This window comes from Lederbergia citrea (genome assembly GCF_018343525.1).
Taxonomy (GTDB): domain Bacteria; phylum Bacillota; class Bacilli; order Bacillales; family Bacillaceae_C; genus Lederbergia; species Lederbergia citrea.
Genome location: NZ_JAGYPH010000002.1, coordinates 160,411 through 186,425 on the forward strand (window position 1 = coordinate 160,411; position 26,015 = coordinate 186,425).

Genomic DNA, 26,015 nt, shown 5'->3' on the forward strand with positions numbered 1-26,015 from the left:
AAATGGATTGATGCCTTTTTTAAAATTATTATGTATAATGCCTGGGCATTGTTTTCGGGGATCGGGCATACGACCAATTACTTAGTTGCCCAAAATTTTGGTTCAAACAATATGAAGAAAGGCATCGAACGAACATACATTGCCTTTTATCTTTGTTTAGCTGCCAGTGCATTTATTTTATTAGTTGGATTACTCTTCCCGGAAGCAATTTTTAAGGTGTTGGGAAGTTCTCCCGGAATGATCGAGGAGGGAAAAAGTTATTTAAAAATTCGTTTTTTTGCGATGGTTTTCTCTACTCATTCTCGGTGTTATTCAATTTTATCTGTCAGAACCAATTGCTAAGATTTATACCTAAGATCCTTTGGTGTATCAATTAGCAGCTAAATTAATTATGATCTCTGCGTTTTTACAGTTGTTTGATGGACTATTAAATTTCTATGCCGGCGGTCTTAGAGGAATCGGCGACGCTTGTTTTTACTGAAGATTTCATTGATACTTGGGTGGGTATTATTCATCCCACTCAGCTATGTATTAACCTTTACACTAAATCTTGGCAGTGTTGGCGCGTGGATATCATTATATAAATATCTAACAGCATTTGGAATTAGCGTGATGATCTGTTTTTATCGGACTGATTGGAATACAATTAAGTTAAAAATGGTAGAAAGTGATATTTAAAAAAATCGTCCATCAGGGCGATTTTTTATCAATGGATTGATAAGGTTAAATGTCCAAAAAAAAAAGGAAAAACCTTGGTAATCCTAATTGATTTTCCAGGTTATTCGTAGGTTACAAAATTGTAAGGATAGCGGATAAATTGTAAGGATAAATTATGGTTGCATCCATCCGTTTCTTTTATTGTTATATATATAAGAAAAAACGAGGGATGATGAGATGGAAAAGCAAATAGTTTTAGAAGCTGCAAATATAAAAAAAGTATTCGGATCGAAAGGGAATATTCATACAGTATTGGATGAGGTCGATCTAGACGTATACGAAGGAGAATTTGTTGGGATTATGGGTCCATCTGGAGCAGGGAAATCGACGCTTTTGAATGTATTGTCAACGATTGATGTTCCCACTTCAGGTGAAATTAAGATTGACCGGCAAAGCATCCTCAAATTAAAAGAAGAAGATTTGGCTGACTTTAGAAGGGATAAGTTAGGTTTTATTTTTCAGGATTATAATTTAATTGAAACATTAACTGTAAAGGAAAATATTATCCTCCCACTTTCCTTGGCGAATGTTTCGCATCAAGAAATTGAAAATAGGATAAAAAAAGTGTCTATGGCGCTTGGAATTGAAGGTATTTTACATTCTTATCCTTATCATATTTCTGGAGGGGAGCAGCAAAGAACGGCAACAGCAAGAGCTATTATAACGAATCCCAGCCTTATATTTGCTGATGAACCAACAGGTGCATTAGATTCGAAGTCCGCTTTTATGCTGCTCGGTACACTTGCCGAATTAAATCAACGAGAAAAAGCTACGATTTTAATGGTCACTCATGATGCTTATGCAGCAAGCTTTAGCAGCCGTGTCCTATTTATTAAAGATGGATCGATTTTTACTGAAATAAGGAAGGGAGAACAAAGCCGCAAGCACTTTTTCGAGCAAATTATTGATATCCTCGCAACCCTTGGGGGAGGTGGGCATCATGACGTTATTTAGCCTTGCAAAAAAGAATATTAAGACGAATACGAAACAATATATGCTCTATTTTTATCCGATGGTATTCAGCATCGTTATTTACTTTACATTTGTTTCGCTCCAGTACAACAACCAAATTAGCGAATCGGCGACAGTCCTTGGGAAAGTCCAGCCCGCCTTTATGTCGGCATCTGTTTTGTTGTTACTATTTTCAGCGATTTTTATATGGTATTCAAATGATTTTTTTATAAGAAAGCGGAAAAAAGAGGTCGCTTTATATTCCTTGTTTGGGATGCGGAAGAAACAGATTGCAAGACTTCTATTCTATGAAAACTTGATTATGGGATGCGTTGCACTCGGGATTGGGATGGCAATTGGCGCCCTTTTATCGAAATTATTTGCAATGTTGTTAATCAAACTAATGGGATTCTCAATCATCGCAAATTTTGAGGTAGCTCCTGAAGCGATTATTCAAACCTTAATCGTTTTTATGGCGATCATTGTAGTTACCTCATTTCATAATTATCGGATCATTTATCGATATACGTTATTGGATCTTCTAAAAGCAGATAAACAGGGGGAAAAGCAGCTTAAGGCTTCAAAGCTTGCCGCTTTAGGCTCACTATTTGCGCTTGGAATAGGATATTATCTTCTGCTTCAACCTAGTAACACTACAATCTACAAAGAATATGGATTCACAGTTGTCCTATTTTCACTATTCATGATTTTAATTGGATCTTTCCTATTTATTCGTTCCGTATTCTCAGTCCTTTTAGAAATAGTGATGAAAATGGGAGGTGCTTATTATAAGGGGACAAATTTAATCAGCGTTTCTCATTTACGCTTTCGTATGAAGGGCAATATGCTCATCTTAGCCATGATTGCTTTATTGAGTACAGTTACACTTTTTGCTTTGGGAGCTATTTTCAGCTTACATCATAATTTAACGACAATAGTTGAAGAGCAAAATCCGTTAAGTCTCATGTATACATCACAAAATACCGAAACGGATAAACAAATCGCCACCTTAATTAATGATAGCGGAGAACATCAAATTATTTTCTCGGATCGAGTGGAGTATTTGCAGGTTGAGGGAGATCTATCTGAAACAAAAAGGTGGCCAGATCAATTTCCGATTATTCTTCTATCGGAAAATGAATATCATAGATTGGCTAAAAAAATGGGAAATAACGAGATTGAGGGCATTGGAAAAGATCAAGCAATTGTATTTAATGATGGAAATATGAATCAAAATACGGATCCTTATACTGGTAAAAGCATTTCGATTATGGATCACCATGTTAGGATCCAGAAATATGAAGAGAAGATGCTGTTAAATCAAACCTATTATGCTTTCCCTGTAGTAATCAATGATACTTTGTATCGGCAGCTTAAAAAGCATGCAATTGTTAAAGAAATGCAACTATATAAATTAAAAAATGATAAATCAATGGATACATTAATGAAAGCGATTGAAAATGCGGCACTAAAAGATATTAATGGCCATCCAATTATATTTTCCTCCTTCTTTCTTCAGTATCAGAAAGGAGTTCAAACTTATGGGCTGCTTATTTTCATTGGTGCATTTTTAGGAATAGTATTTTTGCTCGCAACAGGCAGCATGCTGCATTATAAACAGCTAACCGAAGCAATTGCTGATCAAGGGCGTTATCAAGTATTAAAAAATATTGGAATGAGCCGAAAGCAAATTCAAGTAACAATCGCCAAGCAATTATTGCCCGTCTTTTTACTACCATTGGTGCTTGCCATACCTAACAGTTCATTTTTAATCACAGCACTGGCAAGGTTTTCAAAAATGAATATGCTGCTGCCGTTTCTAAGTACCATCGCTATTTATATGACAATCTACTTTATTTACTATTTGATTACGCTGAGAAAATATTACACAATTGTAAATCAATAAAATGAAAGGACGTGATTGCCTGGGTCACGTCCTAATTAAGTATTCCTCTCTTAGTAGGTCAACTGTTTTTGAAAAAGAAATGGAGGCTTCGGTATAGCATCCTTCTTTTGATTGAATTGAAAGCTCATGCCCTAATTTTGCTGCTGTTTTTTTGGCGAGATATAATCCCATTCCCGTTGACGAAGAAACTTGCCTGCCATTTTTTCCCGTAAAGCCTTTATGAAAAACACTTGGCAAATCTTCTGCGGGTATGCCAATTCCATGATCCCGAATAATGATTCTTCTGTCATTTTCTTGGATTTGAATGGAAATCTCACTGCCGGCGGGTGTGTATTTTAATGAATTTGATAGAAACTGTTGTAAGATAAAAAGAAGTCCCTTTTTATCGGTTAAGACTTCCAATGGTGAGAGGTTCAAATGGAGCTTAATGTTTTTAGATAAAAATAACTTTCGATTCCCTTTCACTGCTTCCTTGATAACCTGTTCAACATTCATTTCCTGAATAAAATAGTCCTTGCTGAAATCACTCGCCCTCGTGTAATAAAGAGCTTGGTCGACTAAATGCTCGATTTTTTCTATTTCTTCTTCAAAACTTTCTGAAATTTGTTCTGTTTCAATCACCATTTTGCAGACGGATATCGGTGTTTTTATTTCATGAACCCATGCTGTCATATACTCATGCCATTCCTTTTGTTCATTTTTCATTCTCTCAATCTCTTGTTCATATTGCTCTTTTTGAGTGTGTAATAGTTGAATGATCAACTTTTCTTCATATTTATGAGTGTGTGGTTGTTCCAACATATACCCAGCTTCTGTTTTCTCTTTTAAATTATTGTAGAATCCCTTTTTATTACGGTAATCAAATAGTAAATAAATCAAAAAAAGTATGGCTAATATAAGCAATAAATATAGAAGATTACTTAGATGAAGATGCAGGTTCGGATCCAACCATGTGACTAAGGATGTAATAGCTATTACGAATAAAAATATGAGTAAAAGAGACCGGTGATCAAAAAGGTAATTTTTCCAATTCATTGTAAAAGGTATCCTTGTCTTTTCTTAGTCATAATGGCATCTTTAATCCCAATTTCCTCAAGCTTTTTCCGCAGTCGATTCACATTTACAGTGAGGGTATTGTCATCGATAAACTGCTCATCTTCCCATAATGCCCTCATCATTTCATCCCGAGAGATAATTTGCCCTGCCTTTTTCATGAGAAGATAAAGAATCTGAAATTCATTTTTCGTAAGGGAAGCCTTTTTACCTCTGTATTCGATAAAGGAATTTTGTAGATTAAGAGTAAGCTTATCGACCGTAAGCAAATCCTTTTTCAAATCTTGAATGGAGTTCGACCTTCTTAGTACAGCATTCATTTTTGCCACCAATACTTCGAGCGAAAATGGCTTCTGAATATAGTCATCCCCACCCATGTTCATAGCAATGACAATATCCATACTTTGTGAGCGTGAAGAAATAAAAATAATCGGTACATCAGAAAGCTGCCGAAGCTTGCTGCACCAATAAAAACCATCATTTCCAGGCAAGTTAATATCCAAAAGGATCATATGGGGATTTTCCTTTATCATTAGCTCATCTAAATGCTCGAAGTCTTCAACCAAAACAGGTTGGAAATTCCACTTTGCTAAATACTGCCCTATTAAACTCCTCATTTTGGAATCATCTTCAACTATTAGAACTTTGTACATGTTCATCACCCAATTTAAGTATATCAAAGGGGAACCGCAAATTCTGCACCATTATTTCGTATATAACAAGTCATGCAGAGAGTGAGAATATCTAAAGTTAATAAAAAAATTTATTACAGTTACTGGCGTTGACAATATACCTACAAGGGTATATGATCTAGAGAGACAGAACGATAGTAGAAAGGAGAATTCCTATGGAATATAATGATCAAATTAAAAATAGAGTGAAGCGCATGGAAGGTCAACTGAGAGGGATTCTGAAAATGATGGAAGAAAATAAAGATTGTAAAGAGGTCATTACCCAGCTATCAGCAGTTCGCTCAGCAGTAGATCGAACGGTTGGCGTAATTGTAAGTTCAAACTTGGTTGAATGTGTTCTTGAAGCTGAAAAAAATGGAGAAAACACGGATGAATTAATTAAAGAGGCTGTCAACCTGCTTGTTAAAAGTAGATAAAAATTAATGGGTTGACACTCTTTTTTTCATTTATTATAATACCCCTAGGGGTAAGGGTAAAAATAAAAAGCTTGGAGGAATTAAAAAATGAATGTAGATAAAGTATTAGATGCAAAAGGTTTAGCATGTCCGATGCCAATTGTAAAAACAAGAAAAGCAATAAATGAACTTGAATCAGGTCAAGTATTGGAGATTCATACAACTGATAAGGGTGCTAAAAACGATCTTACAGCATGGGCTAAATCTGGCGGGCACGAACTCTTGAAACTTGAAGAAGAAAATGATGTACAAAAGTTTTGGATTAAGAAAGGATAATTTTTTTTAAGATGTTTAATACCCTTAGGGGTACGGGTAAGTAAAAGATTAGGAGGTAAAATCATGACAGAAAAGAAAAAGACAACGATCGTATTATTTAGCGGTGATTATGATAAAGCGATGGCGGCCTATATTATCGCAAATGGTGCAGCCGCCTATGATCATGAAGTAACCATTTTTCACACTTTTTGGGGATTAAATGCCTTACGTAAAGATGAAAATATTTCGGTTAAAAAAGGCTTTATGGAAAAAATGTTCGGAAAAATGATGCCAAGAGGCGCAAACAAAATGGGGCTTTCAAAGATGAACTTTGCTGGTTTCGGTCCTAAGATGATCAAAGATGTGATGAAAAAGCATAATGCGATGCCTTTACCTCAATTAATTGAAATGGCACAGGAACAAGACATTAAACTAGTCGCATGTACAATGACAATGGATTTATTGGGTCTACAACAAGAAGAACTGTTAGACAATATTGAATACGCTGGGGTGGCAGCCTATTTAGCTGACGCTGAAGATGGCAACGTCAATTTATTTATCTAATTTCATATACCCCACCACGTATAAAAAATAGGAGGTTTTAAGATGGAGAACATTAAAGCAAATATTATGTTAGATGCAAAAGGATTGGCGTGTCCAATGCCAATTGTAAAAACGAAAAAGGCTATGAATGAATTGGAGGCTGGTTTCGTTTTAGAGATCCATGCAACTGATAAAGGGTCAAAAGCTGACATTCAGGCTTGGGCTAAAAGCTCGGGACATCAATATTTAGGCACTCTAGAAGAAGAAAATGTGCTAAAGCATTATGTAAGAAAGTCTTCCAGTGATGAAACAATTGAAAAAAAGCATACAAATATAGCTAATAATGAAGAACTGGAAATCAAATTAAAAGAAAATGAAAACATTGTTGTTCTTGATGTAAGGGAAGCTTCCGAGTTTGCATTTAACCATATTCCGAATGCGATCTCTATTCCATTGGGAGATATAGAAACTCGCTTACATGAATTAAACAAAGACGATGAAATTTTTGTTGTATGCCGAACTGGAAACCGCAGTGATCTTGCCGCCCAAAAGTTAGCAGAAAACGGATTTTCGAATGTCATCAATGTCGTACCAGGCATGAGTCAGTGGTCCGGTGAAACGACTGGGCTCAATAAATAGGCGCGATGTCTAAAATTTTTTAAAATAAAATATACCATAGGGGGTAAAAAAGTGGCTATTAAATCAATGACTTCAAAAGAAGTAACGAAAAAAGTATTTAACAAAGAAGAATTATTTATTTTAGATGTACGCAATGAAAGTGATTTTCAAGATTGGAAAATCGAAGGAGAAAACTTTGAATATTTAAATGTTCCATATTTTGATTTACTAGATGGCGTGGAAGGAATCATGGATAAGATTCCTTCTGATAAAGATGTGCTCGTCGTTTGTGCAAAAGAGGGTTCATCGATTTTTGTAGCTGAGATGCTCTCTGAGGCGGGCCTTGAGGTTTCTTACCTAGAAGGTGGAATGAAAGCATGGAGTGAACACTTAGAACCTGTTAAAGTTGGGGATTTAAAAGATGGTGGCGAAATCTATCAGTTTGTACGAATCGGCAAGGGTTGCTTATCCTACATGGTTATTTCAAACGGTGAGGCCGCCATCATTGACTCCACAAGAATGACTGACATCTATCTTGAATTTGCCAATCGTATGGGAGCAAAAATTACCCATGTATTTGATACACACTTACATGCCGATCATATTTCTGGTGGAAGAAGACTCTCTGAAAAAACAAACGCAACATACTGGCTGCCACCAAAGGATGCAACGGAAGTAACGTTTGATTACCAACCACTAGAAGATGGAAATGAAGTGGAAATTGGTAACACAGCTATCAATATTCATGCATTATATTCTCCAGGCCACACGATTGGGTCAACATCCTTTGTTATTGACGAAAAGTTCCTCCTGTCAGGGGATATCTTATTTATTGATTCCATTGGAAGACCAGACCTTGCCGGTTTAGCGGAAGACTGGGTTGGAGATTTAAGAGAAAGTCTATACACGAGATACAGAGAATTATCTGGAGAACTAATCGTTTTACCAGCACACTTTATGATTATCGATGAATTAAATGCGGATGGCAGTGTATCTGAAAAATTAAGTACACTATACGAAAAAAATCATGGGCTAAATATTGAAGACGAAAATGAATTTAGAAAACTTGTGACTGAAAATCTACCTCCACAGCCAAATGCATATCAAGAGATTCGTGAAACAAATATGGGGAAAATGAACCCTGATGAAGAGAAGCAACGTGAAATGGAAATTGGACCAAATCGTTGTGCAGTGAGATAAAAAAGGGAATCGGTAGCGATTCCCTTTTTGGAAGGAGGTAAAAATGGATATAGGTTTTATTATTACCATTTTCTTAATTGGATTGATAGGCTCGTTTATTTCAGGAATGTTAGGAATAGGTGGGGCGATTATTAATTTTCCAATGTTATTGTATATCCCCGCCGTACTTGGTGTTGCTCATTTTACAGCCCACGAAGTGTCAGCAATAACAGCAATCCAAGTGTTCTTTGCAACAATTGGAGGTGTCATCGCCTATCGTAAAGGTGGATTTTTAAATAAAAAATTAATTGGTTATATGGGTGTTAGTATTTTAATCGGGAGTTTCATTGGGGGATTCGGCTCTACACACATGTCTGAAAGTGGAATCAATGTAGTATATGGAATTTTAGCGTTCATTGCTGTTGTGATGATGTTTATACCTAAAAAGGGAATTGATGATATATCTTTTGATCAAATAAAGTTTAACAAATGGCTCACCGCATTACTTGCCTTAATCGTTGGGATTGGGGCTGGTATTGTCGGTGCAGGAGGCGCATTCTTGTTAGTGCCCATCATGCTCACCGTTTTAAAACTACCTACAAGAATGACGATAGCTTCTTCCTTAGCGATCACACTTATTTCATCAATAGGTGCCATAGCAGGAAAAATGTCAAATGGACATGTGGAATTCCTACCATCACTTATCATGGTGGTTGCAAGTCTAATAGCATCACCACTTGGAGCTATTGCCGGAAAAAAATTAAATACAAAAGTGTTGCAGGTGGTTTTAGCTATATTAATATTTGCAACGGCAGGGAAGATTTGGATAGATATTTTATATTAATGAATAGTATCTAAGAAAAAGACGTGATCAGCACGTCTTTTTTTTAGATCTTTTTATTGGATATCATTCGTTAAGTTCACCATCATATCTTCGTCCATAGGACGTTTATTTCAACATTTTAGCGTCTTCAATCTTCCCACCTGTTAAATGGGTTATATAGGCTGGCAAAAGGGGAAATACACAAGGAGAAAAAAAGATAGCACTCCCCCTGCTAGTGCAAAAAATAACCATTCACTCCTTTTCAGTTTTAATATAGATTTAATTTGTTAAAGTTTGATTAAGATAAATAATAATTGTATTTTCTATTTCATTTGGTTATTAGAGAAGTTTAAACGATATTGAAAGGATGATTAATAGATGAACCATTGGAATACACGCTTTCAAACAGAGAATTATGTTTTTGGCAAGGAACCGAATGTTTTTTTGGCAGAAATTCAGAAGAAACTAAAAGTGTCCGGTGATGCTTTGGCCATAGCTGAAGGGGAAGGGCGTAATGCGGTTTATTTAGCCGAGCAAGGAATGAAAGTCACGGTATGGGATTATGCAGAATCAGGGCTTGCGAAAACAAAAAAGCTTGCAGAAGAACGAGGTGTATTGGTATCCGCTGAACTTGTGGATTTAAACGAAGCAAACTGGAGTCAAGCTATATGGGATGAAGTAGTATGTATCTTCGGCCACTTTCCGACTGAACTTCGCCAGAAAACCCTTCAAGGTGTAAAGGAAGCTATAAAGCCAGGTGGTTATTATGTGACAGAGGTTTATTCACCTTACCAGATACCTTATAAAAGTGGCGGACCGCGAGATCTGGCCTTTTTATACAAACCAGAAGAATTTTTGAAAACCTTTGCTGATTGGCGCATTGTCCACTTTTTCATGGGAGAGGTTGTCCGTCACGAAGGAGAAGGGCATAATGGACTGTCACATGTGATCCAGTTTATTGGCCAAAAACCAGAATAGAAACAGAATGAAACAGGAGGGATTGAATGGCACAGAAACTGACCGTTATCCAGCAAAATGATACACATGGCTGCCTAGAAATGCATGTGTATCATTTTGCTTCCCCGTACAATAGAAAGGAGACTCTGATCGAACAAAATCAGTCTTCCCTGTCCCATAGGAGATGCCAAGGGGACTGTAACAGGGGTTATCACCTACGGCTGTCCCATTGAAGCCGTTAAGGAGACTCTGATCGAACGAGATCGATAGGTCCTACCATTACGGCTTCATTTATCCCCATAATAAGGAGGCATATCGAAATCTATAGCATCAGCAGTTAAACCATTTCGTTCCACTTTATAGGATTGAGTCCAAGAACCTATCTTAGTCCCTTTACTCCAATTTTCCGTAAACGTAACAAGATAAATTTCCTTACCAATTTGTTTTGCGTTAGTCTCCCTTACCACATGATAACCATCAACCACCCCTTCCCATTTGCCAATTGTTTTAGGAAAGTAATCTATTGTTGTACCCTCCCCAGCTGTTGCACTTTGAACAGCATCTTCTTTTGTAAAGGGAGGCATCGGCGGTGACGTCATTTGGAGAAACATCCAGAGTAAGAAAACCGATGCGATTGGTATGAGGTAAAACATTTTTACACTCTTGTTTTGTCTCTTATATAACCACTTATCGATGATTCCATATACCATAGCTGCCAGCATTCCGTAGTAGGCAAGTGTTGTTTCTTGAAAAATGATGCCGTTCGCCAATCCAAATATGCCAAGTATTAATACATAGAGCCAGTCGTGTTTTTTAAACAATTTCCCTTGCAAATACTCGATTCCAATCGATACTAAGTTTCCATATACTAGGACTATAACGCCAATAAACATAAAATAAACAAAAAACCAACTAATGAACTGATTTCCTTTGTTATAATCAACATCAGAACCACTTTTTAAATATAAAAAACTTAACATAAACGAAAAAATAGTAGTAGTAATAAATGTAGTTAATATTTTTCTAGTAATAAGATTTCCAATTTGCATCTTTTCACACTCTGTTCTTTTTAAAAATGGTAGTATTATTGTACACTATTCTGCATCTTTGGATTGGAGAAAAACACCATAATTTTTGTTTTATTTTCAGTAAAAGCTATATACAAACTTATTGGTTTATAGTGCTGGAAATGCTTGAAAATGGTACATGAAGACAGATGGTGCTAAAAAAATGAAAGTTGTCTTCATAGGTTGTTATGAAGTCCCAATATATTGAAAATCAATCACCGAAAAGAAAAGGAGAAACCATGACAAAAAATAATGAAACAGGATGGAATTTAGACAATAGTTATGATCGCCTGCCAAATTCACTTTTTTCCAGTATCAATCCTACTCCCGTACAATCACCAAAATTGGTTATTCTCAATAAAGAATTAGCAACATCCCTCGGTTTAAACGCCCAAGCGCTCGAAAGCGACGATGGCGTAGCGGTGTTTGCCGGAAATAAGCTTCCTGATGGGGCTTCGCCTCTTGCTCAAGCATATGCGGGGCATCAGTTCGGGCATTTTAATATGTTAGGGGACGGACGGGCGATACTGCTAGGTGAACAGATCACGCCTGAAGATGAGCGCTTTGATATTCAGTTAAAAGGTTCAGGCAGAACGCCATATTCCCGTGGCGGAGATGGGCGAGCGGCGCTTGGGCCGATGCTCCGTGAATATATCATTAGTGAAGCGATGCATGCGCTCCGGATTCCTACCACTCGTAGTCTAGCGGTGGTGACAACGGGTGAAGCGGTTATTCGTGAAACTCCGCTACCCGGTGCTATTCTAACCCGTGTCGCTGCCAGTCATATACGTGTTGCCACCTTTCAATACGTAGCGAAATGGGGCACAGTGGAAGAACTGCGGACATTGGCTGATTATACAATCAAGCGCCATTTTCCGGAAATAGAAGCAGATGAGAACAGGTATCTTTCATTACTTCAAGAAGTAATCAAGCGTCAGGCTGAGTTGATTGCCAAGTGGCAGCTTGTTGGTTTTATTCATGGGGTGATGAACACCGATAATATGGCCATTTGCGGAGAAACGATCGATTACGGTCCTTGCGCCTTCATGGATACTTATGACCCGGCAACCGTATTTAGTTCTATTGATCGTAACGGCCGCTATGCCTACGGTAATCAGCCGCCAATTGCCGGATGGAATTTGGCCCGGTTTGCTGAAACTTTATTACCGCTGCTACACTATAATATAGAGCAGGCGGTCGAAATGGCTCAGGAGAAGATTACACTTTTTAATGAGTTATATCATGTCCATTGGTATGCGGGGATGCGAGCAAAACTGGGGTTATTTAATGAGGAAACAGATGATGAGGCCCTAATCGATGGTCTCCTAAACATGATGGAGAAGTATCAGGCGGACTATACGAATACATTCCGAGCATTAACAATAGAAAAGCACGATGATACAAACTTATTTGGAAGCCCAGAATTTGCAGAGTGGCATGAGCGCTGGCTGGCAAGATTGGATGGACAGCAGGAATCGAAAGCCTCCTCGAACGAGTTAATGAAAAACACAAACCCTGCGGTTATTCCGCGGAACCACAGGGTTGAAGAGGCGCTGGAAGCGGCGGTGGAAAAAGGGGACTATAGCGTCATGGCCCGGCTTTTGGATGTGCTATCTCAACCTTTCACGTACGCTGCTGAGCAGGTGGAATACTGTACAGTACCAACATCAACAACTCCTTACCGAACTTTTTGCGGTACTTGATGTATATATAGGAAGAACTAGACAGAAATACTTTAAAGCCATTCTTATACGTTAAAGGAATGGCTTTTCACTATTTTCAAGATATATTTCGAGCATTGTGTTGATGAAGTCATAGGTGAAATGAAAGCCTAGAATTTAATTATATGATTTTCAGAAATTTTAGTGTAAAACGGCCATTGAAATTGCGAAAAAATCCAAACTTTCTGTTAAAATGTTATTATACATGCTTGCCTGTCAGGAGGTTGATGCGGGTTATCCATGTATTGGTAAGAATACATAAAAACAGGGAGGACTCGGTATGAAGATAGGTGTATCAAGCTGGAGTATGAATCAGGAATTTATTAAGGGAATGACAATGGTAGACTTCGTTCGTGTAGTCAAGGAGGAATTCGGGGCGGACGCGGTTGAAATGGTTCATTGGATGGTCGGTAATGTCAGTTCAGAAGGTGCGGAAAAAATGAGTTTCGCCTTCGAGCAGTTCAGTAATCCCGATAAAGATCCCGAAAAAATTCAGAAGGCGATTGGCGGCTTTATGGAAGTCATGGATGAGATGAGCCTCAACAAGCCGGAAAATCTTGAAGATGTTAAGATGGCTCTTGAAAAATACGGGGTGAAAGTACTCAATATGCCAATTGACTACGGCAATATTTCTGGGTTGGATGAAGAAAAACGCAAATCGGACCTAGCGGTTATAAAATCTTGGATCGATATAGCTGCTTACCTAGGAAGTACAGGAGCTAGAGTCAACACTGGTCAGCAGCCAGAAGGCGTTTTTGACCTTAGCATAACAGCAGATTCATATAGAGAACTAGCTGAATATGCCGAGACGAAAGGTGTTGCTTTAGTATTGGAAAACCACGGTGGTATGTCGGCAGATCCAAAAAATATACTAAAGCTTTTTGAAATGGTCAATCATCCAAATTTCCGAGTTTGCCCTGACTTTGGAAATTTTGATCCGGAAATTCGTTATGAAGCGATTGATATGATATTCAATAATCCTATCTTAGTTCATGCGAAAACATATGAATTTAATGAGGATGGAAGCCACGTCCAATTTGATTTTGGCAAGTGCATGGAGATTGCGAAGAAGCATAATTATGACGGCTACTACTCAGTAGAATTTGAAGGACCTGGAGACCAACGGGAAGGGATCCAGAAAACAATTGATTTGTTGAAAAAGTGTGTAAGTCCAATAAAACAGTAATTTATCATGAAAGAGTAATAGAATTAAATTTCGTATCAAATGGGACTTTTTTTCTGAAAATATAAACGAGCTTGTGAATACAAGCTCGTTTAAATATGAGGTATAGTGCACTGATATTGCCTTTCCTTATAATAAAATTAACCTTTTAAAATATCATCTATCATAGCTAATTCTTCCTCGCTAAATTCAAGGTTATTTAATGCTGCCACATTATCTTCAATTTGGCTAACACGACTGGCTCCAATTAATGCCGATGTCAGTCGTCCTCCACGGAGTACCCATGCCAGGGACATTTGTGCAAGTGATTGCCCTCTTTCTGCAGCAATGTCATTTAATTGACGAACCTTTTGAATTACATCTTCAGTGATTTGGTCTTTTTTAAGAAAACTTGTTGGGTTCGCAGCACGTGAATCCTCAGGAACTCCGCCTAAATATTTATTCGTTAACAAACCTTGTTGTAATGGACAAAAGGCAATGGACCCTACACCATTTTCTTCAAGGACATCTTGTAAACCATCTTCAATCCAGCGGTTTAACATCGAGTAGCTCGGTTGGTGGATTAACAAAGGTGTTCCTAGATCATTTAAAATTCGTACTGCTTCAGCTGTTTCCTCTGGAGAGTAGCTTGAAATCCCGACATATAATGCTTTACCTTGGCGAACAATTTGATCAAGCGCACCCATTGTTTCCTCTAATGGTGTGTTTGGATCAGGACGGTGAGAATAGAAAATATCAACATAGTCTAAACCCATGCGCTTCAAGCTTTGGTCAAGACTAGCGATCAAGTATTTTTTTGATCCCCATTCACCGTAAGGTCCATTCCACATATGATAACCCGCTTTTGTAGAGATGACCATTTCATCTCGATACGGTTTAAAGTCTGTCGCTAGCATTTGACCAAACATTGTTTCCGCGGATCCTGCTGGTGGTCCATAATTATTTGCGAGGTCAAAGTGCGTAATCCCTAAATCAAAGGCTCTTCTAAGCATTGCGCGCCCATTTTCATATGTATCGACACCGCCAAAGTTATGCCATAGGCCTAGTGATATTGCTGGTAATAACAGTCCGGAATCCCCTGTTCGATTGTATTTCATCGCTTCATATCGATTATCACTTGCTAAGTAAGTCATGATTTATTCTCCTTTAGGTTGACATAATTTCTCCAAACATGAACAGGCTGCCAATTTAATAGTTTTTTAGCTTTTTCATTGCTTAATAGTGTTTCAAAGCCGGTTAATTCTGTCTTAAAATCTTTTACATTAGGAAAAACTTGCTCCATCAATTGTTTACTTTCTATATCCATACTCGTTTCATCATTGGCAATATTTAAGACAACAGAACCAAGACCATCTGTTTCAACGGCGAGTCGATACGCTGTTGCGGCATCTCTGGAATCAATATAGCTCCATAAAATGGTTTTTCTTTGTTCCGGGTCATGGATAAAACTTGGGAAATTGGCATAATTCTCAGGTGTGATGACATTCCCGAGACGCATGGAAACCACTTGCATCCCCGTTCTCCGATGAATCATATCTGCTGTTTGTTCATTCACAATCTTTGATAATCCGTAGCTATCTTCGGGTAATTGCGGATGTTCCTCATCGATCGGCACATATTTTGGCTCTAATGAATTCTTTGAAAAACAAATACCGTAAGACGACTCACTTGAGGTAATAACGGCTTTTTTAATACCTAAATTTCCTGCTGCCTCTAAAATATTATACGTAGACATCACATTATTTCGGAATGTCACTTCATTAGGATGTGAATAAGCTACCGGAATAGCAGCGAGGTGAATAACCGCATCTGCTCCAACTAAAACTCCATGCACTTCGCCGAGGTTAGTTAAATCGGTAATGACGGTTCGACACAGCTCCTCTTGTGGCTTCTTCACATCGGCATTCACAACTTCATAGCCATGATCTAAAAATTCTTTTATCACTGAAGGTCCTAAAAGACCACTTCCACCTGTAATGACAACTTTGGGCATTTTGATCACCTCTATGGTTTAATAAAACGCTTACTCAAACGAAGTATACGTTTTCATATTGTTTAATACAAGTACTGAAATAATTTTGATATAATAAAAGAAAGAATATTTAGTATAAAATTTATAGTTACTATTTTTTAAAGGGGGATGGGGGATATGCAGGAAGTAAAGGAAGAGCTAGTTGTAGAATGTTCGATCGAAAAGGCATTGAATATCATTGGTGGTAAGTGGTCATTTCTGATTTTAAAGCAACTTTTTGAAGGGACAAAGCGTTTCGGAGAAATCCAAAAGTCTATACCAAAAATTAGCCCCAAAGCGTTAACTGATACATTACGCCACTTAGAAGAAAATGAAGTGGTGAATCGCAAAGTTACTCCAACCGTTCCTGTAACAGTCGAATATTCCTTAACTGATAAGGGACAAGCGCTCCATAAGATTTTAAAAGAAATGAAGATTTGGGGATCTCAGTGGGCTTGAAAACATAAGAAAAAGCGTAGTTATTTATCGCTACGCTTTTTTCTTTTTATCTTTTAAAATAGAAACTCATCCGGATCCGGTCCAAATCGGTGGTCTTGATTTAATTGATCGATCGCTTTCATATCTTCTTCAGACAATGTGAAGTCAAAAATGTCAGCATTTTCTTGAATACGTTCTTTGTGAACGGATTTTGGTATCGTAACAACCCCGTGTTGCACATCCCAACGCAGGACAATCTGAGCAGGAGTCTTTCCATATTTAGCAGCTAATTCCGTAAGGGTCGGCAGATTAAGATTTCCTTTCATAATTGGCGACCAAGCTTCCAATTGAATTCCTTCGTTCTTACAATACTGAAGAAGCTTTTGCTGGTTAAGTAAAGGATGAAATTCTACTTGATTTACAGCAGGAATTATATCACTGTTTTGTTTAAGTGTTTCAAGATGATGGATCTTGAAGTTACTTACGCCAATGGAGCGAATAAACCCTTCCTTATGTAATTTTTCAAAGGCTTTCCAAGTTTCCTGGAACTTATCTTTCCCAGGCCAGTGAATTAAGTACAGGTCGATATATTCAAGATCAAGCTTCCTGCGACTATCCTCAAAAGCGCGAAGTGTAGATTCATAGCCTTGATCAGGGTTAGCAAGTTTTGTTGTAATGAAAAGTTCCTCTCTTGGAATACCGCTTTGCTTAATCGCAGTGCCCACCCCGGTCTCATTTCGATACCCAGCTGCAGTATCAATCGAACGATAACCCGCTTCTATAGCATGAAGGACAGAATTAATGACTTCTTCACCTTCCGCCACTTGAAAGACACCTAACCCGAGCCATGGCATACGTACACCATTGTTTAAAACCGTATAGTCAGTGAATTGTTGAATATTCAAACCTCATTCCTCCTCACTATGTTTTCATTTTCATTGTATAAGATTACAGACAATTATGAAAGTGGTGAAATGTTTTTGTCTAGCTATACTTTATGTTACTTACTTAATTGGTTGTACGATGCCAGTGTAGCAGTCTTAAATTGTTCAATATGTTCAGCGCGCTTATTTTTATTTCGGGCTTACTGTTAAACGCCGTGACGTTAGAATGTCTTGTACAATAAAATAGTGGAAAAGGAGTAAAAAAATGGATGATTTTCACAAAATTACGATAAAAAAAACAGGAAAAGGGACGAAAATAAAAAATCCGACCCACTATGAATTGATCGGTAAAGGATTCCAGGGAGCTGTTTTTAGGCTTTCCGAAGACCGATGTATAAAGATGTATGCGAAAGAAAGACACTGTCTGAGGGAGAGCGAAGCACTAAAAATAGCACAGGTTTCCTCAATTGTTCCCAAGGTTTTTGAAGTTGGGGCGAACTACATTGTAATGGAATACATCAAAGGACAGCCTTTGAAGGATTATCTTGGAGCCTTAGGAAGCATCCCGGAATCAATCGTTAAACAATTAATATTTGTATTCAAGGAAATGAAAAAAGTCGGTTTTACCCGTGTTGACGAAGCTATTCGCCATTTTATCGTAACTGATAATGGGGAGATTAAAGTTATAGACCATGTGAATTCATTGACAACACAAAAAGCTTGGCCTAATAAATTCTGTGGTCACCTCGCTAAATTAAATTTATTAGATGCCTTCCTGTATCAGGTGAAGAAAAGCGATCGGGAATTATTTTCGGAATGGGAAAAATGGCTGTAATAGGAAGTATTTTAGTTTTCGGTATGTAATGTAACGGGGACAATAGTTAGTTTTTGTTGTGGCATAGCACCTCCTTAAATTGATACGTTTATCATACCAGCTGGGGCTGCTGTTTTATATGCGTTGTTTGAATACGGGCTTACTGTGTTTAGATAACTCCTCCATATTAAAGCACATCTATGTATAATGATGTGCTTTTTGGGCCGCTATTAATATTAATTGTTACTTGATCTCCATTTAATCAATCACCTTTTCTCATAATGAAACTTAGATGCCTTCCGCTTTGTTTATCCTCACGATAAGAGAAACCATCCTGATTTATATAAGTACAAGTTCGATCAATGGTAATTTGCTCCGACGGGATGCCTGCCAACTCACATTGCTTTTTCACGGTTAGTTGATTGTCAATGTGATATTTGCGGGTTTGGTCATTGTAATACATAAAATCATCCGCATAGCCAAGGTCTTTGAATTTTACATACACATCTTCATCGACTTCAAATTTCTCCTGGCTTAGCGCCGCACCAATTTGGACGTGGAAATCACTTGGGTTACAATGTTCCGCTTGCTTTAAATGCTTAAACATTTTCAAGGTAATTTCTTTCACTGTACCTTGCCATCCGGAATGGATCACGCCAACGAGACCATTCACTTTATTGTAAAAAATCACCGGGACACAATCGGCAGTGAAGCTGCATAATAACAGATTTGGCTCATACGTATACAGGCCGTCTGTATCCGCAATGGCTGTATCTATTTGATCAGCGCCTCGTCCTTTGTCAGCAAGCGTGACCCGATGAAAATTTGAGCTATGCGTTTGATTAGCACAACAAACGAAATTTTCTAGCCCACAATGTAAGGAAGCAGCTAATTTTTTTCGATTTTCGAGGACATGATTAGCATTTTCACAGGAATGAAGGGCCATGTTGTTGCTTTCAAGTTCTGCATCATCTTTCATGGTCATCCCTGCTATGAATTTCTCATTGTTTAAAAACATCTTTGTTTTCATATCATCACCTAGTTTTAATATATGTTAGTTTACTGCTGATGTATAGGGCGGTATTTTTGCAGCTTTTCCATGAGAACAGTGCCTTTTTATTTGTCATTTAACGCTTATGAGGATAGCTTTTCGATAAATGGATCGCTTTCAATTGCCGGTAGCTGATGTAAATGGAGCATGTTTCGATTTCCCGTAGCAGCGGATAATTGTTGTTCAGGGTAAATGGAGTGTGTCTCGATTTCCCGTAGCAGTGTAAAATTGTAGTTCAAGGTAAATGGAGCATAGGTTCAATTACCAGTAAAGATGAAAAAGTGTTGTTCTCTTATTTTTAGTTCTTAATGAGTACAGAAGATCCGAATAAATATCATAAAGGGCTGTCGCAGACAGCCCTTTACTTTTTTCAAGCATCTAAAGTGTACGAAAGATACTTTCTACATCATTATATCCTCTACGATCTTCATCCCGTGGATCATCGGATTCTACTGTCCACTCTGTTTCAACAGGGGCTAAAGCTCCGGAGTTGTTTTTTATATACGGAATATGAACATGATACGTTTTGCCGTCTTTTTCTGCCGTATAACCTAAATAGTACCGATTATCTTTGCCTTCTTCCTCAAAAATACCGATCCCATCTAAATCGAATTTTTCTATATAAGGTTGAAATGACTGTTGCAATTCATTGATAATTTGCTCTCGTGATAAAAATTCCATCAACTTCACTCCCTTCCTAATAAAACCTAATCTTAATATGTCTTTCTTTAGTTTTATTAAACGTTCTACTTTACCTAAAGAAAGCGGAGGGAGTTGGTAAAAGTCATTTTATAAAAGCTGCACATCTAAAAGAGCAGCAATTTTTTCGCGGTAGATGTCAAATTCCTTAATTTCTTTTAAATTGGCAAGCATTCCTTGAAAGGCATATTTCTCTAAATTTGGTTTCTTGAGTTCACCCTTTAGAAAATCAATGACCCCAGCTAGTCCATCTCTTTGGTCTTCATCTATTTTCATATTCTCAAGCTGTTCTTGCATATCAGCTAATAATAATGAGGCTTTTTCAATCCTATCAATATTCCCAAATGAGCATTGTGGGAAGGAACTTAGCAAATTACTTTTCTTAATGATTGGTTCTTCGCCATTTTGAAACGCGTTTACAATATCATCAATTCTGTTCATGAGAAAATTCGGGAGGAGATCCACATCCATTTGCAAATCATGAAAAAGCATGGCGGCCAAATAGCTTTGCTTCATCCCTTCTATTAACAAAATGATATCGCCAATGAAAGTGGTTATATTCTCTCCGTATATATCCTTCAAGTTTCTTTCATACCAAGTCAATGTTTCAAATTGGGCTTTTTCCATAAATTCACGAAGCTCTTTATTAATTGAAAAACTTTGTTCCCGTAAATACATAATGAAAAACTCTTTATGTTTAGTAAGTTCCTCGAATGGCACACCCAGCTGTTTTTTCATTTTTTCACGGGGATTCAAATTCTCTTTATCTATTTCTATTGTCCTTGTGCTCATTTGTTCAAAATAATATTGAAAAATTGCGATATGTAATTCCTCTTTGGAGGAAAAATAATTATAAAATGCCCCTTTAGACATCGCGCAATCGGTCACAATATCTTGAACGGATGTATTATAAAAACCATTTTCCGCAAACAACTTAATGGCAGACTCAATGATCTCTTTTCGTTTTTTTTCCTTCATAAGCCTCACCTGATTTCATATTATTGTTTTATTATGACCACGCGGTCACTATCTGTCTGATTCGGTTCATATATATAAGGACCTTAGCTAACCTGGACTTTAACCATTCGTGCAACTTATGGCAAAGCTGTGACTATGGCTTAATAATAGCAAATAATCCTTGCAATTGACTGACTGGTCATCTATAGTATAAAACATCAGAACCCACTGGTCAAATGATCATGAACAAGGAGTGTACGACTTGAAAAAAGTTATTGATTTTTCCCTAAACAACAAATTTGCCATATGGATCCTCACGCTTATGGTTGTTGTTGCGGGCCTATATTCAGGCTTTAACATGAAACAGGAAATGATTCCTAATATTACATTGCCAAACGTATCTATTATTACAACATATCCAGGAGCTGCACCGGATGAAGTAGCGGAAAATGTAACCGTACCAATCGAGCAGCGGGTCCAAAATTTAAATGGCGTAGAAATTGTGAGCTCATCATCATTAGCAAATGCTTCCTCCGTACAAATCCAATTTACTTATAAAACAGATATGGATGAAGCTACTAATGAGGTAAAAGATGCACTATCTAACCTTTCCTTACCAGAGGGTGCCCATGAACCGCAAGTATCGCGTTTAAGTTTAAGTGCAATGCCGGTCATGGCTTTAAGCGTTAGCGGTAAAAAACAAAGCTTGGACGAGCTGACGAAAACTGTAGAAGCTGATATGCTGCCTGTTTTAGAAGGGGTAGAAGGCGTTTCCGATGTACAAATTTCGGGCCAACAACTGAAAAAAGTAACAATCGATTTTGATGAAAAGAAATTGAACAAATATGGCTTGAAACAGGAAACGATTCAACAACTCATTCAAGCTTCAGACCTTACTTTCCCATTAGGTTTAACAAATTTTGATGACAAAGTAAAAAACCTCGTCATTGATGGCAATATTGCAACGCTTGATGATTTGAAAAAGTTGGAAATTCCTGCAATCCCAGCACAAGGCGCTATGCAAGGGCAAGATCTTGGTCAAACTGGTCAAATGGCACAACAGGGGGCTATGCAAGGCCAAGATCCTAGTCAAGCAGGCCAAATGGCACAACAAGGGGCAATGCAAGGACAAGGCCCAGGTCAAATGGGTCCAGGAGGTCAAGCCAACTTACAGGCGCAAGTTCCATCAGAAATGCCGACAGTACAATTAGGCGAGTTAGCCAAAATTAAAGTTGTCAGTGAGGCCGAATCTATTTCAAGAACAAATGGAGAAGACTCCATTGGTATTCAAATCACTAAGGCAGCTGATGCAAATACAGTTGAAGTTGTTAACGGTGTGAAGGATACGATCAAAAAGTTTGAAGATGAATTCGGGTTGACGGTTATCCCAACTTTTGACCAAGGAGAACCAATTGAGACGGCTATTAGTACAATGCTTGATAAAGCACTGTTTGGGATTCTTTTTGCAGTAATCATCATCTTACTGTTCTTAAGAAGTATAAAAACGACGCTAATTTCCATTGTTTCAATCCCGATGTCCTTACTAATGGCCATGTTCCTGTTGCACCATATGGATATTACGTTGAATCTATTAACATTAGGGGCGCTTACTGTTGCCATTGGGCGGGTAATCGATGACTCGATTGTAGTAATGGAAAATATATATAGGCGCATGGCTTTGCCAGATGAAAAATTACGCGGAAAAGATTTAATCCGTGAGGCAACACGTCAAATGTTCATTCCGATCTTCTCATCTACGGTCGTAACGATTGCCGTGTTCTTACCAATTGGCTTAGTTGGTGGAATGGTTGGAGAAATGTTCTTACCGTTTGCCTTAGCTGTAGCCTTTGCACTTGCCGCTTCCTTAGTTGTGGCAGTGACGATTGTTCCGATGCTTGCTCATTCATTGTTTAAGAAGAAGCTGGACAGCAACACTGGAAAAGGACACCGTAAACGTACGGAAAAACCTAGTAAACTATCGAATTTTTATAAAGGCATTCTGGAATGGGCATTAAATCATAAACTGATTACCTTTGGAGGATCAGTAGTCATCCTTGTCTTAAGTTTCTTCTTATTACCGCTGATCGGTGTCAGCTTCATGGATGATGAAGAGCAAAAAATGATTATGGCTACTTATAGCCCTGCACCAGGACAAACAAGAGCAGATGCGGAAGCAGTTGCCCTTGATGCAGAGAAAATGATTAGTAACCGTGAAGGTGTAACTACCTATCAGTATTCTTTAGGCGGCGACAGCCCAATGGCCATGATGGGGATGGGCGGAGGCAACTCTGCGCTATTCTTTATAGAATATGATAAGGATTTTAAAAACTTTAGTGAAGAAACGACAAAAGTGATCGACGCATTAAACGAAAATACTAAATTAGGCGAATGGAAAAGCATGGACTTCGGCGGTATGGGTGGAAGCGGCCTTCAATTATATGTCTATGGCGATAATAAGGAAGACATCCAACAAGCGGTTGACCAAATTTTACCGATCCTGGAAAAAAATAAAGAATTAGAAAAAGTCGATTCAAGCCTTAAGGAAGCTTATGATCAATATACGCTTTTAGCCAATCAGGAAAAATTAAGCAACTACGGATTGACTGCCGCTCAAATTGGTATGAATTTGAGCCAAACGGGTCAAGCCCCGATTCTTACAACGGTTAAACATGAAGGAAAAGATGTGAATGTTTATATCGAAGTGGAAGAAAAGGAATATAAAAGTATTAAAGATATAACAAATATGAAAATATCAACACCATTAGGCACCACTGTTAAAGTGGGCGATGTGATGGATGTTAAAGAAGGAAAAACTCCAAACACAATTGAACGAAGACAAGGAAAAATGTACGCATCCCTTTCTGCGGACGTGAAGAGCAAGGACGTAGCGGCGGTATCAGCTGCAATAGAAAATAAAATAAGCGAACAAGATTTACCGAGCGGAGTGAAGGTTGAATTTGGCGGTGTAACTGAACAAATCAATGAATCTTTTACTCAATTAGGTCTTGCCATGCTGGCGGCAGTAGCGATTGTCTATTTCGTTCTTGTCGTGACATTTGGCGGAGCACTGGCACCACTAGCCATTTTGTTCTCTCTGCCATTTACAATTATCGGTAGCTTAGTTGCACTTTGGATAGCTAATGAACCGTTAAGTGTATCAGCGATGATTGGTGCACTGATGTTAATTGGTATTGTCGTAACAAATGCAATTGTGTTGATTGACCGTGTGATTCATAATGAGAAGGATGGACTGACTACAAGAGAAGCGCTGCTGGAAGCCGGATCTACTCGTCTCCGACCGATCTTAATGACTGCTCTTGCTACAATTGGAGCTCTAATCCCACTCGCAATGGGGATAGAAGGCGGAGGGCTAATTTCAAAAGCATTAGGTGTGACAGTAATAGGTGGTCTAATAAGTTCCACACTGTTGACTCTTGTTATCGTCCCGATCGTTTACGAAACATTTACTAAATCTCGTAAAAGAAAAGTGAAGCACCGTAAAGGAAGAAATCCTGCTAGTAGTTATTAGGAAAAAGACTATGCCACAGTCGTTTAGACTGTGGTATTTTTATTATGTAAGAGGGTTATAATGCCCCTGAAGGTAAAAAGAAGGTAATTAGTAAAGTGTAGAGAATTAGAAGGTAAGGCAATTTGCGGAAAGGAAGAGAAGAAGATGATTAATAAAGTCGGTCAAATTATGTTATATGTAAATAACCAAGATGAGGTATTGCAATTTTGGACAGAAAAAGTAGGGTTTACTTTAGTTTCAGAAGAAGATAATGGCCAAGGATTTAAGTGGTTTGAAATTGCACCAACAAAGGATGCTGAAACGAGTATCATTCTCCACAATAAAGAATTAATTGCTAAAATGCAGCCAGAGTTAAATCTTGGAACACCTTCGTTAATGTTCTTCTCCGAAAATATTGATCAATTATATAAAGACTTGTCGGAAAAAAACGTCAAAGTCGGAGAAATAGTGAACATGCCTTCTGGCAGAGTATTTAACTTTGCTGATAATGAAGAGAATTACTTTGCAGTTATGGAAAAGAAGTGAGGCTAAAAGAAAAATCCTGATTAATTGATTCAGGATTTTGGTCAAACTTTATTGTGATATACCAATTTATGTATAGATACACTTAATTAAAGACGATCTATCTGCTCATATCGTATATTCCTTGAATGAAAAGCAGAAGAGTTTACGCATATTCCTGCCCTTATTACCAATAAGCCGGAACCAGGATTGACCAACGTAAAAAGAATTTGAAATAAGCCTATCTATTATGTAAGAAATACGGTCATTTGCTTCCTCATTTTCAATTTTATTTTTACAAGATAGTGACAAAACAAAATACGATTTATCGCCTTCAAGTTCAAGTAATTGAAGGTGATAAATGCCTTTCTGGGAATGATTGAACTCATCTAATACCTTTTGAATACTCTTTTCTACTTCTATCGCATATTTTTCTGCATCTCCCCAATTTGATAAAAGAGACTCATATAATGAAAACGTTAAGATAAAATGGGAGGCATATTCCTTGGGATCAAATTCTTTTTCTTTTTCATCTTCCAAAGGGTAAATAATAAACTCTTTATAGTTAGCAAAAAAATTACCTTTCATATTACTTACCTTCTTCCTTTAAAAATATGTGTGACAAAAATCCTGTTAAAATTATTATACATTATTTAGGTCGCTGTTGTTTGAAATATTTGATTATTTGATTAACGGGGCAAGTTAAGGGTTATCCTTTGTCATTTTTTTGAAAAAAAGAAGGTGAAAAGTAAGGCAAAGAGGCCGCCAAATGTGACAGCCTCTTTGCCTTACTTTGATAAGAAATATGGTTTGTCGCTTAGACTATTTTTCTGTAGAAAACGAACGACTTTGCTTCTGTATTGAACAGGCAGCTGAACAATTTTTGCTGAGGGAACATCCTGCACATTTACCCATTTTGCTTCTTTTCACAAATCGGTAAAGGGTAAAAATAGCATAGCCGAAAATGATTGCACCTAGAATGATGCTAATGAACATTTCGTATCCCTTCCT

General features: G+C 37.7%; 28 protein-coding genes. 17 read left to right on the top strand and 11 right to left on the bottom strand.

Annotated features, from left to right (window positions below; all coding sequences use genetic code 11):
- The first annotated feature begins 30 nt into the window (after positions 1-30).
- The 4 genes from KHA88_RS20970 to KHA88_RS10030 all read left to right on the top strand — a co-directional run bounded on the left by KHA88_RS20970 (position 31) and on the right by KHA88_RS10030 (position 3,574).
- The gene (locus KHA88_RS20970) at positions 31-342 is read left to right on the top strand and encodes an MATE family efflux transporter (protein WP_249305992.1); all 312 of its coding nucleotides are present in this window, start codon (positions 31-33) and stop codon (positions 340-342) included.
- Positions 343-489: 147 nt separating this feature from the next.
- A complete protein-coding gene (locus KHA88_RS20975) occupies positions 490-678 on the top strand; it encodes a hypothetical protein (protein WP_249313023.1) in 189 nt (62 codons plus the stop codon).
- A 216-nt stretch (positions 679-894) separates the two neighbouring features.
- Complete coding sequence (locus tag KHA88_RS10025; RefSeq protein WP_213107544.1) at positions 895-1,671, top strand: ABC transporter ATP-binding protein; 777 nt, start codon at positions 895-897, stop codon at positions 1,669-1,671.
- Positions 1,658-3,574, top strand: coding sequence for an ABC transporter permease (locus tag KHA88_RS10030; protein ID WP_213121829.1), 1,917 nt, complete (start codon positions 1,658-1,660; stop codon positions 3,572-3,574). The genes KHA88_RS10025 and KHA88_RS10030 overlap by 14 nt, the downstream gene beginning before the upstream one ends.
- 24 nt (positions 3,575-3,598) lie before the next feature.
- On the opposite strand, the gene KHA88_RS10035 is transcribed toward KHA88_RS10030, so the two are convergent.
- Both KHA88_RS10035 and KHA88_RS10040 read right to left on the bottom strand, forming a co-directional pair.
- On the bottom strand, positions 3,599-4,609 hold the full coding sequence (locus KHA88_RS10035) for a sensor histidine kinase (RefSeq protein ID WP_213121830.1): 1,011 nt from the start codon (positions 4,607-4,609) through the stop codon (positions 3,599-3,601).
- Positions 4,606-5,280, bottom strand: a complete 675-nt coding sequence (locus KHA88_RS10040; RefSeq protein ID WP_213121831.1) for a response regulator transcription factor — start codon at positions 5,278-5,280, stop codon at positions 4,606-4,608. The genes KHA88_RS10035 and KHA88_RS10040 overlap by 4 nt, the downstream gene beginning before the upstream one ends.
- A gap of 194 nt (positions 5,281-5,474) precedes the next feature.
- Between KHA88_RS10040 and KHA88_RS10045 the strand changes: the two genes are divergently transcribed.
- The 7 genes from KHA88_RS10045 to KHA88_RS10075 all read left to right on the top strand — a co-directional run bounded on the left by KHA88_RS10045 (position 5,475) and on the right by KHA88_RS10075 (position 10,170).
- Positions 5,475-5,735, top strand: a complete 261-nt coding sequence (locus KHA88_RS10045) for a metal-sensitive transcriptional regulator (protein WP_213121832.1) — start codon at positions 5,475-5,477, stop codon at positions 5,733-5,735.
- 87 nt (positions 5,736-5,822) lie between these two features.
- Positions 5,823-6,050, top strand: a complete 228-nt coding sequence (locus KHA88_RS10050) for a sulfurtransferase TusA family protein (protein ID WP_213121833.1) — start codon at positions 5,823-5,825, stop codon at positions 6,048-6,050.
- Between the two features lie 63 nt (positions 6,051-6,113).
- Positions 6,114-6,593 carry a DsrE/DsrF/DrsH-like family protein gene (locus tag KHA88_RS10055; RefSeq protein ID WP_213121834.1) on the top strand — a complete coding sequence of 160 codons (480 nt, stop codon included), beginning with the start codon at positions 6,114-6,116 and terminating at the stop codon, positions 6,591-6,593.
- A gap of 42 nt (positions 6,594-6,635) precedes the next feature.
- Positions 6,636-7,211: a sulfurtransferase TusA family protein gene (locus KHA88_RS10060; protein WP_213121835.1), complete on the top strand. Its 576-nt coding sequence runs from the start codon at positions 6,636-6,638 to the stop codon at positions 7,209-7,211.
- 66 nt (positions 7,212-7,277) lie between these two features.
- Positions 7,278-8,390, top strand: a complete 1,113-nt coding sequence (locus KHA88_RS10065) for an MBL fold metallo-hydrolase (RefSeq protein ID WP_213122280.1) — start codon at positions 7,278-7,280, stop codon at positions 8,388-8,390.
- Positions 8,391-8,433: 43 nt separating this feature from the next.
- Positions 8,434-9,213 (top strand): sulfite exporter TauE/SafE family protein, encoded by a 780-nt coding sequence (locus KHA88_RS10070; RefSeq protein WP_213121836.1) that lies wholly within the window; start codon positions 8,434-8,436, stop codon positions 9,211-9,213.
- A 357-nt stretch (positions 9,214-9,570) separates the two neighbouring features.
- Positions 9,571-10,170 carry an SAM-dependent methyltransferase gene (locus tag KHA88_RS10075; RefSeq protein ID WP_213121837.1) on the top strand — a complete coding sequence of 200 codons (600 nt, stop codon included), beginning with the start codon at positions 9,571-9,573 and terminating at the stop codon, positions 10,168-10,170.
- Between the two features lie 266 nt (positions 10,171-10,436).
- Here the strand turns inward: KHA88_RS10075 and KHA88_RS10080 are convergent, their stop codons facing one another.
- Complete coding sequence (locus tag KHA88_RS10080; protein WP_213121838.1) at positions 10,437-11,198, bottom strand: hypothetical protein; 762 nt, start codon at positions 11,196-11,198, stop codon at positions 10,437-10,439.
- A 257-nt stretch (positions 11,199-11,455) separates the two neighbouring features.
- Here KHA88_RS10080 and KHA88_RS10085 point away from each other — a divergent pair, with 257 nt between their 5' ends.
- Entirely contained in the window at positions 11,456-12,919 is a 1,464-nt protein-coding gene (locus tag KHA88_RS10085; protein WP_213122281.1) for a protein adenylyltransferase SelO, read from the top strand.
- 298 nt (positions 12,920-13,217) lie between these two features.
- Positions 13,218-14,123: a sugar phosphate isomerase/epimerase family protein gene (locus KHA88_RS10090; protein ID WP_213121839.1), complete on the top strand. Its 906-nt coding sequence runs from the start codon at positions 13,218-13,220 to the stop codon at positions 14,121-14,123.
- A gap of 137 nt (positions 14,124-14,260) precedes the next feature.
- Here KHA88_RS10090 and mgrA read toward each other — a convergent pair whose 3' ends face one another.
- The gene (gene mgrA, locus KHA88_RS10095; protein WP_213121840.1) at positions 14,261-15,253 is read right to left on the bottom strand and encodes an L-glyceraldehyde 3-phosphate reductase; all 993 of its coding nucleotides are present in this window, start codon (positions 15,251-15,253) and stop codon (positions 14,261-14,263) included.
- Positions 15,250-16,113 (bottom strand): NAD-dependent epimerase/dehydratase family protein, encoded by an 864-nt coding sequence (locus KHA88_RS10100; RefSeq protein WP_213098725.1) that lies wholly within the window; start codon positions 16,111-16,113, stop codon positions 15,250-15,252. Before KHA88_RS10100 ends, mgrA begins: the two co-directional genes overlap by 4 nt.
- Positions 16,114-16,269: 156 nt before the next feature.
- Here KHA88_RS10100 and KHA88_RS10105 point away from each other — a divergent pair, with 156 nt between their 5' ends.
- Complete coding sequence (locus tag KHA88_RS10105; RefSeq protein WP_213121841.1) at positions 16,270-16,590, top strand: winged helix-turn-helix transcriptional regulator; 321 nt, start codon at positions 16,270-16,272, stop codon at positions 16,588-16,590.
- Between the two features lie 53 nt (positions 16,591-16,643).
- On the opposite strand, the gene KHA88_RS10110 is transcribed toward KHA88_RS10105, so the two are convergent.
- Positions 16,644-17,423 (bottom strand): aldo/keto reductase, encoded by a 780-nt coding sequence (locus KHA88_RS10110; protein ID WP_213122282.1) that lies wholly within the window; start codon positions 17,421-17,423, stop codon positions 16,644-16,646.
- A 430-nt stretch (positions 17,424-17,853) separates the two neighbouring features.
- Here KHA88_RS10110 and KHA88_RS10115 point away from each other — a divergent pair, with 430 nt between their 5' ends.
- The gene (locus tag KHA88_RS10115) at positions 17,854-18,288 is read left to right on the top strand and encodes an AarF/UbiB family protein (RefSeq protein ID WP_213121842.1); all 435 of its coding nucleotides are present in this window, start codon (positions 17,854-17,856) and stop codon (positions 18,286-18,288) included.
- 241 nt (positions 18,289-18,529) lie between these two features.
- Here the strand turns inward: KHA88_RS10115 and pgeF are convergent, their stop codons facing one another.
- The 3 genes from pgeF to KHA88_RS10130 form a co-directional block, all read right to left on the bottom strand.
- Positions 18,530-19,297, bottom strand: coding sequence for a peptidoglycan editing factor PgeF (gene pgeF, locus KHA88_RS10120; protein ID WP_213121843.1), 768 nt, complete (start codon positions 19,295-19,297; stop codon positions 18,530-18,532).
- A 399-nt stretch (positions 19,298-19,696) separates the two neighbouring features.
- A complete protein-coding gene (locus KHA88_RS10125; RefSeq protein WP_213107569.1) occupies positions 19,697-19,999 on the bottom strand; it encodes a DUF5634 family protein in 303 nt (100 codons plus the stop codon).
- 108 nt (positions 20,000-20,107) lie between these two features.
- Positions 20,108-20,995 (bottom strand): TetR/AcrR family transcriptional regulator, encoded by an 888-nt coding sequence (locus tag KHA88_RS10130; protein ID WP_213121844.1) that lies wholly within the window; start codon positions 20,993-20,995, stop codon positions 20,108-20,110.
- A gap of 241 nt (positions 20,996-21,236) precedes the next feature.
- Between KHA88_RS10130 and KHA88_RS10135 the strand changes: the two genes are divergently transcribed.
- Positions 21,237-24,503 carry an efflux RND transporter permease subunit gene (locus KHA88_RS10135; RefSeq protein WP_213121845.1) on the top strand — a complete coding sequence of 1,089 codons (3,267 nt, stop codon included), beginning with the start codon at positions 21,237-21,239 and terminating at the stop codon, positions 24,501-24,503.
- 144 nt (positions 24,504-24,647) lie between these two features.
- Entirely contained in the window at positions 24,648-25,028 is a 381-nt protein-coding gene (locus tag KHA88_RS10140) for a VOC family protein (protein WP_213098717.1), read from the top strand.
- Between the two features lie 105 nt (positions 25,029-25,133).
- Here the strand turns inward: KHA88_RS10140 and KHA88_RS10145 are convergent, their stop codons facing one another.
- Positions 25,134-25,592 (bottom strand): hypothetical protein, encoded by a 459-nt coding sequence (locus KHA88_RS10145; RefSeq protein ID WP_213098716.1) that lies wholly within the window; start codon positions 25,590-25,592, stop codon positions 25,134-25,136.
- Positions 25,593-25,826: 234 nt separating this feature from the next.
- Positions 25,827-26,000, bottom strand: coding sequence for a FeoB-associated Cys-rich membrane protein (locus KHA88_RS10150; protein ID WP_213107572.1), 174 nt, complete (start codon positions 25,998-26,000; stop codon positions 25,827-25,829).
- Positions 26,001-26,015: the final 15 nt, after the last annotated feature.